The sequence below is a fragment of the Mammaliicoccus sp. FSL K6-3158 genome, from assembly GCF_038005105.1.
Classification (GTDB): domain Bacteria; phylum Bacillota; class Bacilli; order Staphylococcales; family Staphylococcaceae; genus Mammaliicoccus; species Mammaliicoccus sciuri.
The window spans coordinates 2641774-2655812 of the sequence record NZ_JBBOSL010000001.1 but is presented as its reverse complement, the minus strand read 5'-3'; the positions used below and the strand labels follow the sequence as shown (position 1 = coordinate 2655812).

16 protein-coding genes and 1 other annotated feature are annotated in these 14039 nt (G+C 35.3%); all 16 genes read left to right on the top strand.

What is annotated here, in order from left to right; all coding sequences use genetic code 11:
* Window positions 1-13 precede the first annotated feature (13 nt).
* The 16 genes from gltX (at window position 14) to rpoB (ending at window position 14015) form a co-directional block, all read left to right on the top strand.
* Window positions 14-1468 carry a glutamate--tRNA ligase gene (gltX, locus tag MHH94_RS13435; RefSeq protein WP_048541341.1) on the top strand — a complete coding sequence of 485 codons (1455 nt, stop codon included), beginning with the start codon at window positions 14-16 and terminating at the stop codon, window positions 1466-1468.
* Between the two features lie 254 nt (window positions 1469-1722).
* Window positions 1723-2364, top strand: coding sequence for a serine O-acetyltransferase (cysE, locus tag MHH94_RS13430; protein ID WP_025904850.1), 642 nt, complete (start codon window positions 1723-1725; stop codon window positions 2362-2364).
* Window positions 2348-3751, top strand: a complete 1404-nt coding sequence (gene cysS / locus MHH94_RS13425) for a cysteine--tRNA ligase (protein WP_232157366.1) — start codon at window positions 2348-2350, stop codon at window positions 3749-3751. The genes cysE and cysS overlap by 17 nt, the downstream gene beginning before the upstream one ends.
* Window positions 3752-3764: 13 nt before the next feature.
* The gene (locus MHH94_RS13420; RefSeq protein ID WP_037589958.1) at window positions 3765-4154 is read left to right on the top strand and encodes a Mini-ribonuclease 3; all 390 of its coding nucleotides are present in this window, start codon (window positions 3765-3767) and stop codon (window positions 4152-4154) included.
* The gene (gene rlmB / locus MHH94_RS13415; RefSeq protein ID WP_048541344.1) at window positions 4147-4893 is read left to right on the top strand and encodes a 23S rRNA (guanosine(2251)-2'-O)-methyltransferase RlmB; all 747 of its coding nucleotides are present in this window, start codon (window positions 4147-4149) and stop codon (window positions 4891-4893) included. Before MHH94_RS13420 ends, rlmB begins: the two co-directional genes overlap by 8 nt.
* Window positions 4893-5411 (top strand): NYN domain-containing protein, encoded by a 519-nt coding sequence (locus tag MHH94_RS13410; protein WP_025904854.1) that lies wholly within the window; start codon window positions 4893-4895, stop codon window positions 5409-5411. Before rlmB ends, MHH94_RS13410 begins: the two co-directional genes overlap by 1 nt.
* A 78-nt stretch (window positions 5412-5489) precedes the next feature.
* A complete protein-coding gene (locus MHH94_RS13405) occupies window positions 5490-6104 on the top strand; it encodes a sigma-70 family RNA polymerase sigma factor (protein ID WP_058590879.1) in 615 nt (204 codons plus the stop codon).
* 50 nt (window positions 6105-6154) lie between these two features.
* Complete coding sequence (gene rpmG, locus MHH94_RS13400) at window positions 6155-6295, top strand: 50S ribosomal protein L33 (RefSeq protein WP_075577615.1); 141 nt, start codon at window positions 6155-6157, stop codon at window positions 6293-6295.
* A gap of 14 nt (window positions 6296-6309) precedes the next feature.
* Window positions 6310-6489: a preprotein translocase subunit SecE gene (gene secE / locus MHH94_RS13395; protein WP_025904856.1), complete on the top strand. Its 180-nt coding sequence runs from the start codon at window positions 6310-6312 to the stop codon at window positions 6487-6489.
* Between the two features lie 14 nt (window positions 6490-6503).
* Window positions 6504-7052 carry a transcription termination/antitermination protein NusG gene (gene nusG, locus MHH94_RS13390; RefSeq protein ID WP_058590878.1) on the top strand — a complete coding sequence of 183 codons (549 nt, stop codon included), beginning with the start codon at window positions 6504-6506 and terminating at the stop codon, window positions 7050-7052.
* Window positions 7053-7199: 147 nt separating this feature from the next.
* A complete protein-coding gene (gene rplK, locus MHH94_RS13385; RefSeq protein ID WP_025904858.1) occupies window positions 7200-7622 on the top strand; it encodes a 50S ribosomal protein L11 in 423 nt (140 codons plus the stop codon).
* A gap of 114 nt (window positions 7623-7736) precedes the next feature.
* Complete coding sequence (gene rplA, locus MHH94_RS13380) at window positions 7737-8429, top strand: 50S ribosomal protein L1 (RefSeq protein ID WP_037589918.1); 693 nt, start codon at window positions 7737-7739, stop codon at window positions 8427-8429.
* 41 nt (window positions 8430-8470) lie between these two features.
* Window positions 8471-8611: a sequence feature (ribosomal protein L10 leader region), on the top strand.
* Window positions 8612-8653: 42 nt separating this feature from the next.
* Complete coding sequence (gene rplJ / locus MHH94_RS13375; protein ID WP_025904860.1) at window positions 8654-9160, top strand: 50S ribosomal protein L10; 507 nt, start codon at window positions 8654-8656, stop codon at window positions 9158-9160.
* Between the two features lie 40 nt (window positions 9161-9200).
* A complete protein-coding gene (rplL, locus tag MHH94_RS13370) occupies window positions 9201-9563 on the top strand; it encodes a 50S ribosomal protein L7/L12 (protein ID WP_153653597.1) in 363 nt (120 codons plus the stop codon).
* Window positions 9564-9645: 82 nt separating this feature from the next.
* Entirely contained in the window at window positions 9646-10254 is a 609-nt protein-coding gene (locus MHH94_RS13365; protein WP_048541351.1) for a class I SAM-dependent methyltransferase, read from the top strand.
* A gap of 206 nt (window positions 10255-10460) precedes the next feature.
* Complete coding sequence (gene rpoB, locus MHH94_RS13360; RefSeq protein WP_048541353.1) at window positions 10461-14015, top strand: DNA-directed RNA polymerase subunit beta; 3555 nt, start codon at window positions 10461-10463, stop codon at window positions 14013-14015.
* The last annotated feature ends 24 nt before the right edge of the window (window positions 14016-14039 follow it).

The following is a 14039-nucleotide window of genomic DNA, read 5'->3' as shown; positions in this document are numbered from 1 at the left end:
CAGGAGTGAGACGATGAGTAACAAAGTAAGAGTAAGATACGCGCCAAGTCCGACTGGTTACTTACACATCGGTAACGCAAGAACCGCATTATTTAACTATTTATTTGCGAAACATTATAATGGGGACTTTGTTATACGTATTGAAGATACAGATATAGCCAGAAATTTAGAAGATGGAGAAGCATCGCAATTTTCTAACCTTGAATGGTTAGGTTTAGATTGGGATGAGTCTGTTAATAAAGACGGAGGATACGGTCCATATCGTCAATCTGAACGTGGCGACATTTATAAGCCATTAATTGAAAAATTATTAGCTGAAGATAAAGCATATAAATGTTATATGACTTCAGAAGAATTAGAAGCAGAACGCGAAGAGCAAATTGCAAGAGGTGAAATGCCTCGTTATGGTGGTAAACACGCACACTTAACAAAAGAAGAACAAGAAGCATTTGAAGCAGAAGGTAGACAACCAAGTATTCGCTTTAGAGTGCCACAAAATAAAGAATATAAATTCGATGACATCGTAAAAGGTGAAGTATCATTTGATTCGAATGGTATCGGTGACTGGGTAATCGTTAAAAAAGATGGCATCCCAACTTATAACTTTGCAGTTGCGATTGATGATTACTACATGGAAATTTCACACGTTATTCGTGGTGATGATCATATTTCAAACACACCTAAGCAACTTATGATTTATGAAGCATTTGGATTTGAGCCTCCACAGTTTGCGCATATGACATTAATCGTTAATGAAGAGCGTAAAAAATTAAGTAAACGTGATGGTCAAATTCTACAGTTTATAGAACAATATAAAGATTTAGGTTACTTACCTGAAGCAATCTTTAACTTTATTGGTTTATTAGGCTGGTCTCCTGAAGGCGAAGAAGAAATCTTCTCTAAAGAAGAATTTATTAAAATCTTCGATGAAAAACGTCTTTCTAAATCACCAGCATTCTTTGATAAGAAAAAATTAGAATGGATTAATAACCAATATATGAAAGAAAAAGATTCTGAAACAGTCTTTGAAATGACAATTCCACATATGGTTAAAGCAGGTCTATTACCTGAAAGTCCATCTGAAGCTGAATTATCTTGGGCAAGAGACTTAGTAGGTTTATATCAACAACAAATGAGTTATGCAGGAGAAATTGTTCCTTTATCTGAGTTATTCTTCAGAGAACATCTTGATTTCAGTGATGAAGCACAAGAAGTCTTAGATGGCGAACAAGTTCCAACTGTTATGGCTGAACTTGTTAAACAACTTGAAACTTTAGAGCCATTTGAACCAGCTGAAATTAAAAAATCAATTAAAGCTGTACAAAAAGAAACAGGCATCAAAGGTAAACAATTATTTATGCCTATACGTGTTGCTGTTTCAGGTCAAACTCATGGCCCTGAATTACCTAATACAATTGCGTTATTAGGTCGAGATAAAGTACTTAACAGATTAAAACGTTTTGTTTGATTTTTTTAGAACGAGAAATTATTATATAAATGACTTGAAGGACAAGTAGATGAGTTAATGTGAAATTAGAGAGTACATGGTTGCTGAAAATGTGCCACATTACTTAAACGAATGCACCTTTATTACAAATATGATGATGTTAATATTTAAAAGAGTGAGCATTTTTAAATGCTAAAAAGAGTGGAACCGTGCAAAAAGGCACCTCTAGCAATTATTGTTAGGGGCGCCTTTTTGTTATCTGAGGGGGGATTTAAATGTTTAAACGAGTCAAAGATGATATTCAAATGGTATTCGATCAAGACCCTGCAGCAAGATCTTCATTTGAAGTCGTTATGACTTACTCAGGACTACATGCTATATGGAGTTATTTGATTGCTAATTGGTTCTTTAAGAAAAAAATGTACTTTATAGCAAGATCTATATCCCAAATTGCACGATTTTTCACAGGAGTTGAAATTCATCCAGGTGCTACAATCGGCAAGAGGCTATTCATCGACCATGGCATGGGTATTGTAATAGGTGAAACATGTCGCATCGGCAATAATGTAACGATCTACCAAGGTGTAACACTTGGTGGGACAGGTAAAGAACGAGGCAAAAGACATCCAGACATAGGTGATAATGTACTGATAGCTGCTGGTGCTAAAGTATTAGGTAATATTGAAGTCGGCAACAATGTAAATATTGGCGCGAACTCAGTCGTACTCAAAGATGTACCGGATTATTCTACAGTAGTTGGTATTCCAGGTAGAATTGTTAAACAAGATGGCTTGAAAATTGGTAAGAACTTTAATCATACAAATTTACCAGACCCAATATATGAACAATTAAAAGAATTAGAACGTCAACTTGAAAAGACGAAGAATGGAGAGATTGTTGATGATTACGTTATATAATACGTTAACAAGACAAAAAGAAGAATTTATTCCTATCGAAGAAGGAAAAGTAAAAATGTATGTATGTGGACCGACAGTGTACAACTACATTCATATTGGTAATGCAAGAGCAACAGTAGCATTTGATGTCGTAAGAAGATATTTAGAATACCGTGGCTACGATGTACAATATGTATCTAACTTTACAGATGTTGATGACAAATTGATCAAAGCTGCAAATGAATTAGGTGAAACAGTTCCGGAAATTGCGGATCGTTTTATTGAAGCATTCTATGAAGATACAGGTGCTTTAAATTGTAAACGTGGAACAGCGAACCCAAGAGTAATGGATCACATGGATGATATTATTGCTTTTATAGCTGTATTAGTCGAAAAAGGCTATGCGTATGAAAGTGGTGGTGACGTTTATTATCGTACAAGACGTTTTGATGATTACGGTAAGTTGAGCCACCAATCATTAGATGACTTAAAAGTTGGCGCTAGAATAGAATCAGGTGAACAAAAAGAAGATGCACTAGACTTCACTTTATGGAAAAAAGCTAAACCAGGTGAAATTAAGTGGGATAGCCCATGGGGAGAAGGTAGACCAGGTTGGCACATCGAGTGTTCTGTAATGGCACAAGTACATTTAGGCGATACGATTGATATCCATGCTGGTGGAACAGATTTACAATTCCCTCACCACGAAAATGAAATTGCTCAATCAGAAGCACACAATGATAAGACATTCGCGAATTATTGGATGCACAACGGTTTTGTAAATATTAACAATGAAAAAATGAGTAAATCATTAGGTAACTTTATTTTAGTTCATGACATCATAAAAGAAATTGACCCTGATGTATTAAGATTCTTTATGGTAGGTGCGCACTATAGAAATCCAATAAACTATGATTTAGAACTTGTACAAGCTGCTAATAGAGGTTTAGAAAGAATTAGAAACAGTTATCAATCATTAGTTGATAGATCACAACATGCTGTATTAGAAGAAGATGAAACAGAACAACATATCGCACGTATTAATGAAATATTAAATGACTTTGAAACATCTATGGATGATGATTTCAATACAGCTAATGCAATGACTGCATGGTATGACTTGAATAAATTAGCTAATAAATATTTACTTGAAAATACAACTTCTACAAAAACAATTAATCGTTTCAAAGAAGTGTATGAAATCTTTAGTGAAGTTCTCGGTGTACCATTAGTAGGTAAACAACAAAATGAATTACTTGATGAAGAAATTGAAGCATTAATTGAAGAACGTAATGAAGCAAGAAAAGCTAAGAACTTCCAGAGAGCGGACGAAATTAGAGATGCACTAAAAGAACAAAATATTATTCTTGAAGACACAGCTCAAGGTGTGAGGTTTAGACGTGGATAAATTAACAATTAAAATGTTAAATCCGTTATCCTTAGCTTATATGGGTGATTCGATATTAGATACGTATGTCAGAAAGCATATTATCCTTAAAATAAAAGGTAAACCTAATCGATTACATCAATTGTCTAAACAATATGTTTCTGCAAAGGGACAAGCTTATGCACTTAATATTTTGATGGAAAATGAATTTTTTACAGAAGAAGAATTAGAAATTATACAACGAGGTCGTAACGCAAAAAGTTATACGAAAGCGAAGAATACGGATATACAAACGTATAGAAAAAGTTCAGCGATTGAAGCGGTCATTGGTTATTTATTCTTAATAGATGAAACAGAACGCTTAGAAGAACTCGTTAATAAAATGATTGAAATAACAGAAGAAAGGGTGGGAGCCAATGGATGAATCGATTATAGTTGGTAGACATGCGGTCAAAGAAGCGATAACTTCAGGTCATACGATTAATAAAGTATTAATTCAAGAAGGTATCAACAAGAAACAAATTGGTGAAATTTTGAAAATTGCAAAATCTGAAAAAATAGTCGTCCAAACTGTACCTAAATCAAAAATTGACTATTTAACAGATGTTCCACATCAAGGTATCGCTGCTCAAATTGCGCCATATCCATATAAAGAATTAGAAGATTTCATTTCAGAAACTAAAGATATTGACCATGTACCTTGTTTATTGATGTTAGATGGTTTAGAAGATCCCCATAATTTAGGTTCTATTATGAGAACAGCTGATGCAATAGGTATTGATGGCATTATTATTCCGAAGAGAAGGTCTGTACAGTTAAATGCAACAGTAGCAAAAGCTTCAACCGGTGCCATTCAACATGTTCCAGTTATTCGTGTGACGAATTTACCGCAAACAATTGAAAGACTTCAAGAAGTAGGGTATTGGGTCGCGGGTACAGATGCAAAGAATGCGACTGATTATAGACAAATGGATGCTGGAATGCCACTTGTTATCGTTATAGGCAGCGAAGGCGAAGGTATGAGTCGACTAGTGAAAGATAAGTGTGATTTTTATATTAAATTACCAATGGTTGGACACGTTAATAGCTTAAATGCTTCTGTTGCAGCGAGTCTGCTTATGTATGAAGTATATAGAAAAAGGCATCCAATAGGACAATCATAATGAAAGATATCTATTTAATTATTGATGGCTATAACTTAATAGGACAATCAAACGAATTGTCTTCCATTGCTCAAGTTTCTTTAGAAGAAGCGAGAGATAAATTGTTAATCACACTTATCAATTATAATACCCAACATGATGGCGAAATGATTGTTGTTTTTGATGCTTATGGTGTAGAAGGTACTGAATCAGTAGAATTTAAGCACGGTGTGAAAGTTGTTTATACGAAAGGAAAAGAAACAGCAGATAGTTATATTGAAAGATTAACGTATGAATTATATCGAAAGCATATTACGCATATTACAGTAGTCACAAGTGATATGAGTGAACAACATGCTATTTTTGGTTCTGGTGCGTATAGAATCTCATCTAGAGAAATGTGGTCAACAATTGCAAATCAAGAATCTGTTGTGACAAAGCACCTATCAGAAATTAAAACTAAGACACCTAGAAATAGATTGAACTTGCCAGATGAAGTGTTACAGCAATTTGAAAAATGGAGAAGAAATAATCGATAAATATGATTTTTTGGAGTTTGATTTATAAGGAACGCGCCCTGTAAAATATGCTCAAAACGATAACAAGGGATGAGCTTGATGAATGATTTGAATATGGACAAGCAGTTGTTAAAATGGATTGATGATATTCAGCGTGGTGACAAAGAAGCGTTTAATCAATTATTAAATGTTTTCGAAAGTGACATTCAGAAGCGGGTAAGCACATTGAGACTACCTTATAATGATAAAGAGGACATCGCACAAATTATAAGATTTAAGTTGTATAAGCAAGCACTCACATTTGATTGTGACAAGCATGATTCGTTTATACATTGTGTGAATGTCATTATTAAAAATGCTAAAATTGATTATATAAGAAGAGTTAAAAGTACAAAGTATCAAATATTAAAAGCGTCATTAAGTATTGATGAAACAAATAGTGATTCGGTTAATTTAATAGAATGTCTTAGAGATGGTCATGGCCAGGATTTTGAAGATCAAATGTTAACAGAATGTTCGCTATCCTATTTGATGGATTCTAATAAGCTATCACCTATTGAATCGGACATTCTAAAATTAACAGTACAAGGAAAAACAAAAAAAGAAATATCAAATGAACTAGATGTACCAGTAAAACATGTATATAACGCACAATACAGATTAAAAAAGAAACTGAACAAGGCTGAAATTACTTCAGCTTTGTTTGACAATTAGGTGTTTTGTTTTGTATATTAATCTAGGATTAGAATGAATTAGGTGATAAGATGAGAAAAGTCCCTTTAAATTGCGAGAAATGCGGAGCTAGAAATTATACAGTCCCTAAAAAAGATACAGATCAACGATTAGAGCTAAAAAAGTTTTGTAAAACTTGTAATACGCATACATTGCATAAAGAATCCATCTAAAAGGAGGAAAATCAATGGCTAAAAAAGAAAACTTCTTTCAAGGCGTAAAATCAGAAATGCAGAAAACAAGTTGGCCAACTGGCAAAGAACTTGTTAAATATACAACAATAGTAGTGTGTACAGTAATCTTTTTCTTAATCTTTTTCTATGCATTAGATTTAGGAATTACAGAATTAATTAATTTGATTAGATAGTAAGGAGTGGCAAAATGTCAGAAGAGATAGGCGCTAAACGATGGTATGCAGTGCACACTTATTCAGGTTATGAAAATAAAGTCAAAACAAACCTAGAAAAGCGTGTTGATACAATGAACATGCAAGAACAAATTTTTAGAGTTGTGATTCCAGAAGAGGAAGAAACATCTATTAAAGATGGTAAAGCGAAGACACAAATCAAGAAGACTTTCCCTGGATACGTATTAGTTGAGTTAATTATGACTGATGAATCATGGTATGTCGTAAGAAATACACCTGGTGTTACAGGTTTCGTCGGTTCTGCTGGTGCAGGATCTAAACCAAATCCATTATTACCAGATGAAGCGAAATTTATCCTTAAACAAATGGGTATGGCAGAAAAAACAGTCGACGTAGAAGTTGAATTAGGTGAACAAGTTCGCGTAACAAGTGGACCATTTAGTAACCAAGTTGGTGAAATCAAAGAAATCGATGTTGAGAAGTATAAATTAACAGTACTTGTTGACATGTTCGGTAGAGAAACACCAGTCGAAGTTGAATTCGATCAAATTGAAAAGTTGTAAAAAAACACTTGAAATTTCATGATTTCAATGTTATTATTTAAAGGTCGCGCTCGGACTATGCGCAACCATTTCGTCACGAAATGAAGAGTGGGAGGGTAAAATATCATTACCCCATGACCACATCACGATATCAAGGAGGTGCACATCGTGGCTAAAAAAGTAGTTAAAGTTGTTAAATTGCAAATTCCTGCAGGTAAAGCAAACCCAGCACCACCAGTTGGTCCTGCATTAGGTCAAGCCGGTGTGAATATTATGGGATTCTGTAAAGAATTCAACGCTCGTACACAAGAGCAAGCAGGTTTAATCATTCCAGTTGAAATTACAGTATTTGAAGACCGTTCATTTACTTTCATCACTAAGACACCACCTGCAGCAGTATTACTTAAAAAAGCAGCTAAAGTAGAAAAAGGTTCTGGTGAACCTAACAAAACTAAAGTTGCTACAGTAACTCAAGACCAAGTACGTGAAATTGCTAACACTAAAATGCCTGACTTAAACGCGGCATCTGAAGAAGCAGCTATGCGTATCGTTGAAGGTACTGCACGCAGCATGGGTATTGTCGTAGAATAATTGAGTTTTAAAGTTTAAGCAGGCGGCTATTTCGCTGTCTGCTATTGCATTGTCTTTATGATAATGCACGTGGGAGGTAACATTCCGCTAAAACCACTAAAGGAGGAAAACAAAATGGCTAAAAAAGGTAAAAAGTATCAAGAAGCAGTTGCTAAAATCGATCGTACTGCAACATACGCTGTTGAAGAAGCGATTAAATTAGCAAAAGAAACAAGTACTGTTAACTTTGATGCATCTGTAGAAGTTGCATTTCGTTTAGGCATTGATACACGTAAGAATGACCAACAAATCCGTGGCGCTGTAGTATTACCACACGGTACTGGTAAAACACAACGTGTATTAGTATTCGCTAAAGGCGATAAAATCAAAGAAGCAGAAGAAGCTGGAGCAGATTATGTAGGTGAAGAATACATTAACAAAATCAACCAAGGTTGGTTCGACTTTGATGTAATCGTTGCAACACCTGACATGATGGGTGAAGTTGGTAAACTTGGTCGTGTATTAGGACCTAAAGGTTTAATGCCAAACCCTAAAACTGGTACAGTAACAATGGATATCAAAAAAGCAGTAGAAGAAATTAAAGCAGGTAAAGTAGAATACCGTGCTGAAAAATCTGGTATTGTTCATGCATCTATTGGTAAAGTATCATTTGACGAGCAACAATTAGTTGATAACTTCAAAACAATTCAAGATACATTAACTAAAGCTAAACCAGCATCATCTAAAGGTACTTATTTCAAATCTGTTGCTGTTACAACAACAATGGGTCCTGGTATCAAAGTTGATACTTCAAGCTTTAAATTATAATATAAAAATATTGACTTCAACTCCAAAACGCGTTATAGTTTTGGATGTGTAATATTTAACCTAAGACAGTAGGAGTTCAATTTTGAACTTAAAAAGCGATCCTACCGAGGCTTAAATTGACTTGAACGTATAAAATTCAAGCACTTTTTGCCGTGGGTAAAAAGTGCTTTTTTGTTGAGAAACCTCATCATAAAAGCACGGACAATTAATATGGAGGTGTAGAGATGTCTAATTCAAAAATCGTTGAAGCTAAACAACAAAAAGTTGATTTAATTACTGAACAACTTAAAAATTCTGTTTCAACAATTATTGTTGACTACCGTGGTTTAACAGTTGCGCAAGTTACTGAATTACGTAAACAATTACGTGAAGCAGGTATCGAATATAAAGTTTACAAAAACACTTTAGTTCGTCGTGCTGCTGAAGCTGCTGGTATCGAAGGTTTAGAAGAAACATTAACTGGTCCTAACGCAATTGCTTTTTCAAACGAAGAAGTTGTTGAACCAGCTAAAATTCTTGCTGACTTCGCTAAAGAAAACGAAGCGTTAGAAATCAAAGCAGGTGTTATTGAAGGACAAGTTGTATCTGCAGAAGAAGTTAACACTATCGGTTCATTACCATCAAAAGACGGTCTTGTATCAATGTTACTATCTGTATTACAAGCTCCAGTTCGTAACTTTGCTTATGCAGTTAAAGCTGTTGGAGAACAAAAAGAAGAAAGTGCTGAATAATTCAGCAACAAATAAAACTATTTAATGGAGGATATATATCATGTCTAATGAAAAAATTATTGAAGCAATTAAAGAAATGTCAGTATTAGAATTAAATGACTTAGTAAAAGCTATCGAAGAAGAATTTGGTGTAACAGCAGCAGCTCCTGTAGCAGCAGCTGGCGCAGCTGGTGGAGACGCAGCAGCTGAAAAAACTGAATTCGACGTTGAATTAACTTCAGCTGGAGATTCAAAAATTAAAGTTGTTAAAGCGGTTAAAGAAGCAACTGGCTTAGGCTTAAAAGAAGCTAAAGAAATCGTAGACAACGCTCCTAAAGTTGTTAAAGAAGGTTTATCTAAAGAAGACGCTGAAGCTTTAAAAGAAAAATTAGAAGAAGTTGGCGCATCTGTAGAATTAAAATAATCTCTGTATTAAATCAAAAAACCCGTTATTATCATGATAACGGGTTTTTATTTACTCATTTAATCAATAAAGAGGTGGCGTAATGAGTCATTATTTTGATAACGATCCAAACGTGAAGTCGGAACGAGAAAGTTTCGATTATTTTTATCGCGATAACAAACTCTCTCTTCAGACAGATCATGGTGTTTTCTCAAAAGGGAAAATAGACTTTGGGTCTGATTTACTCGTAACAACTTTCTTAAATGCAAATCCCCCTGGTCCTAAAAAGAAAATATTGGATGTGGGCTGTGGTTATGGCCCGATAGGTTTAATGTGTGCGAAAGTACTTCCACATAGTGAAGTAACTATGGTAGATGTGAATGAACGCGCATTGGATTTGGCAAAAGATAATCAACAATCTAACAACATTCAAAATGCTCAGTTGAAAGCAAGTGACTGTTTAGATGATGTATTAGATTTAGAGTTTGATTTTGTATTAACAAACCCTCCGATAAGAGCAGGGAAGGAAATTGTTCATAAAATTCTTGAGCAAAGCATCGAAGTATTATCGAGTGGCGGACAGCTTTTAGTTGTTATTCAGAAGAAGCAAGGTATGCCTTCTGCAAAGAAAAAAATGCAAGATATTTTTGGTAATGCAGAAATAATCGAAAAAAGCAAGGGTTATTACATTTTAAAAAGTGTAAAAGCTTGATTTTGGTGTTTTGTTCTGATATAGTAATAGAATGTTAAAAATTATATTCAATAAGTGTGTACTTTTGCGTCGCCCTTAATTGAATGTTAGGAATAAGTCGTACGAAATAGAAAATGGAATCATTGACTTTCCGTTTTCTTTTTGTCTTATTATATTTATTTTGTAAGGCGCAAAGTTATATTCACAATATTTGAGGGGTGAATCTGTTGACAGGTCAACTTATCCAGTATGGAAGACATCGTGTTCGTAGAAGTTATGCGAGAATTTCCGAGATTTTAGAACTACCTAACTTAATAGAGATTCAAACGAAATCATATGAATGGTTTCTAAAAGAAGGTTTACTAGAAATGTTCCGCGACATTTCTCCAATTGATGATTTTACAGGTAACCTTTCTTTAGAGTTCGTAGATTACCGTCTAGGTGAACCAAAGTATGATTTAGAAGAATCTAAAAACCGTGATGCAACATATGCAGCACCATTACGCGTTAAAGTCCGTTTAATTAACAAAGAAACAGGCGAAGTGAAAGATCAAGAAGTATTCATGGGTGATTTCCCATTAATGACTGACACTGGTACTTTTGTAATAAACGGTGCAGAACGTGTTATTGTATCTCAACTTGTACGTTCACCATCCGTTTACTTCAACGAAAAAGTTGATAAAAACGGTAAAGTGAGTTTTGGAACTACTGTAATCCCTAACCGTGGTGCATGGTTAGAGTATGAAACAGATGCTAAAGATGTTCCTTACGTAAGAATAGACAGAACACGTAAATTACCAATTACAGTATTAATCCGTGCTTTAGGATTCTCATCAGATCAAGAAATCATTGATTTACTTGGTGACAATGAGTATTTAAGAAATGCGTTAGACAAAGATAATACTGAAACAACAGACCAAGCATTGCTTGAAATTTATGAGCGTTTACGTCCGGGAGAACCACCAACAGTAGAGAACGCTAAAAGTCTATTATATTCACGTTTCTTTGACCCAAAACGTTATGATTTAGCGGCAGTAGGTCGTTACAAAATGAATAAAAAATTACATCTTAAACATCGTTTGTTCAACCAAACTTTAGCTGAGCCTATCGTTGACGTTGAAACAGGTGAAATTGCGGCTGAAGAAGGTACTGTTTTAGACCGTCGTAATTTAGATAAAATCATCGATGTTTTAGAATCAAACGCTAATATTCATGTTTATGAACTTAATAGTGGTGTCTTAGATGAGCCAGTAGAAGTTCAAACAGTTAAAATTTATATTCCTGGTGATGAAGAAAAACGTACGACAACAGTGATTGGTAATGCATTCCCTGATGAAGCAGTGAAATGTATTACACCAGCAGATATTATTTCTTCACTATCATATTTCTTTAACTTGTTACATGGTGTAGGTTACACAGATGATATCGACCATTTAGGTAATCGTCGTCTACGTTCAGTAGGAGAATTACTACAGAACCAATTCAGAATTGGTTTATCACGTATGGAACGTGTTGTGCGTGAACGTATGTCAATTCAAGACACTGATTCAATCACACCTCAACAATTAATTAATATTCGTCCAGTAATTGCATCTATTAAAGAATTCTTTGGTAGCTCTCAATTATCTCAATTCATGGACCAAGCAAACCCATTAGCAGAGTTGACGCATAAACGTCGTCTATCAGCATTAGGACCGGGTGGTTTAACTCGTGAGCGTGCTGGTATGGAAGTACGTGACGTTCACTACTCTCACTATGGTCGTATGTGTCCAATTGAAACGCCTGAGGGACCAAACATTGGTTTAATCAACTCATTATCAAGTTATGCAAGAGTTAATGAATTTGGTTTCATTGAAACACCTTATCGTAAGGTAAACATCGAGACAAACCAAGTTACTGACAGAATCGACTACTTAACAGCTGACGAAGAAGACAGCTATGTAGTTGCACAAGCAAACTCTGTACTTGATGAAACAGGTAAATTCGTTGATGATGAAGTTCTTTGTCGTTTCCGTGGGGACAACACTACGAAACCTAAAGAACGCATGGACTACATGGATGTATCTCCTAAACAAGTTGTTTCTGCAGCGACAGCATGTATTCCATTCTTAGAAAACGATGACTCTAACCGTGCGCTTATGGGTGCAAACATGCAACGTCAAGCGGTACCTTTAATGAACCCAGAAGCACCATTTGTTGGTACTGGTATGGAACACGTAACTGCACGTGATTCAGGTGCAGCTGTTGTTGCTAAGTACAAAGGTAGAGTTGAGCACGTAGAAGCAAAAGAAATCCTTGTTAGACGTATTGTTGAAGAGAATGGTAAAGAGATCGAAACTGAATTAGATCGTTACCCATTATCAAAATTTAAACGTAGTAACTCAGGTACTTGTTACAATCAACGTCCAATCATTGCGAGTGGAGATATTGTTACTAAAGGTGAAATTTTAGCTGATGGTCCTTCAATGGAACTTGGTGAAATGGCACTTGGACGTAACGTAGTAGTTGGTTTCATGACTTGGGACGGTTATAACTATGAGGATGCTGTAATCATGAGTGAACGTCTTGTTAAAGATGATGTTTATACTTCAATTCACGTTGAAGAATATGAATCAGAAGCTCGTGACACTAAATTAGGACCTGAAGAAATCACACGTGATATTCCTAACGTTTCTGACAATGCACTTAAGAACTTAGATGATCGTGGTATCGTTTATGTTGGTGCTGAAGTTAAAGACGGAGATATCCTAGTTGGTAAAGTAACGCCTAAAGGTGTAACTGAATTAACAGCTGAAGAAAGATTATTACATGCAATCTTTGGTGAAAAAGCTCGTGAAGTTCGTGATACATCATTACGTGTACCTCATGGTGCAGGTGGTATTGTATTAGATGTTAAAGTATTTAACAGAGAAGAAGGCGATGATTCATTATCTCCAGGTGTAAACCAATTAGTACGTGTATACATCGTTCAAAAACGTAAAATACATGTCGGAGATAAAATGTGTGGTCGTCACGGTAACAAAGGTGTTATCTCACGTATCTTACCTGAAGAAGATATGCCTTACTTACCAGATGGAACACCAATTGACATCATGTTAAACCCATTAGGTGTACCTTCTCGTATGAATATCGGACAAGTATTAGAACTTCATCTTGGAATGGCAGCTAAGAATTTAGGTATTCATGTTGCTTCACCAGTATTTGATGGTGCAAACGATGATGATGTTTGGTCAACTATTGAAGAAGCAGGTATGGCTCGTGATGGTAAAACTGTACTATACGATGGTCGTACTGGTGAACCGTTTGATAACCGTGTATCTGTAGGTGTAATGTACATGCTTAAACTTGCACACATGGTAGACGATAAATTACATGCGCGTTCTACTGGACCATACTCACTTGTTACACAACAACCACTTGGCGGTAAAGCTCAGTTTGGTGGACAACGTTTCGGTGAGATGGAAGTATGGGCACTTGAAGCTTACGGTGCAGCATATACTTTACAAGAGATTTTAACTTATAAATCTGATGACACAGTAGGTCGTGTTAAAACTTACGAATCTATCGTAAAAGGAGAAAACATCCCTAAACCGGGAGTTCCTGAATCATTCCGCGTATTAATGAAAGAGTTACAAAGTTTAGGTCTAGACGTTAAAGTTATGGACGAACACGATAACGAAATCGAAATGCGTGATTTAGAAGATGAAGATATGATGGACAAGAAAGTTGATTTAGGTGTTTCACAAGATGCATCAATAGAAGGGCAACAAGTAACTGACTAAAAGTTAATAAAGCGCATTTGATTA

Bases quoted from the DNA above. Each gene is read 5' to 3' on its own strand.
- gltX (WP_048541341.1), top strand. From the start codon at position 14: ATGAGTAACAAAGTAAGAGTAAGATACGCGCCAAGTCCGACTGGTTAC.
- cysE (WP_025904850.1), top strand. From the start codon at position 1,723: ATGTTTAAACGAGTCAAAGATGATATTCAAATGGTATTCGATCAAGAC.
- cysS (WP_232157366.1), top strand. From the start codon at position 2,348: ATGATTACGTTATATAATACGTTAACAAGACAAAAAGAAGAATTTATT.
- MHH94_RS13420 (WP_037589958.1), top strand. From the start codon at position 3,765: ATGTTAAATCCGTTATCCTTAGCTTATATGGGTGATTCGATATTAGAT.
- rlmB (WP_048541344.1), top strand. From the start codon at position 4,147: ATGGATGAATCGATTATAGTTGGTAGACATGCGGTCAAAGAAGCGATA.
- MHH94_RS13410 (WP_025904854.1), top strand. From the start codon at position 4,893: ATGAAAGATATCTATTTAATTATTGATGGCTATAACTTAATAGGACAA.
- MHH94_RS13405 (WP_058590879.1), top strand. From the start codon at position 5,490: ATGAATGATTTGAATATGGACAAGCAGTTGTTAAAATGGATTGATGAT.
- rpmG (WP_075577615.1), top strand. From the start codon at position 6,155: ATGAGAAAAGTCCCTTTAAATTGCGAGAAATGCGGAGCTAGAAATTAT.
- secE (WP_025904856.1), top strand. From the start codon at position 6,310: ATGGCTAAAAAAGAAAACTTCTTTCAAGGCGTAAAATCAGAAATGCAG.
- nusG (WP_058590878.1), top strand. From the start codon at position 6,504: ATGTCAGAAGAGATAGGCGCTAAACGATGGTATGCAGTGCACACTTAT.
- rplA (WP_037589918.1), top strand. From the start codon at position 7,737: ATGGCTAAAAAAGGTAAAAAGTATCAAGAAGCAGTTGCTAAAATCGAT.
- rplJ (WP_025904860.1), top strand. From the start codon at position 8,654: ATGTCTAATTCAAAAATCGTTGAAGCTAAACAACAAAAAGTTGATTTA.
- rplL (WP_153653597.1), top strand. From the start codon at position 9,201: ATGTCTAATGAAAAAATTATTGAAGCAATTAAAGAAATGTCAGTATTA.
- MHH94_RS13365 (WP_048541351.1), top strand. From the start codon at position 9,646: ATGAGTCATTATTTTGATAACGATCCAAACGTGAAGTCGGAACGAGAA.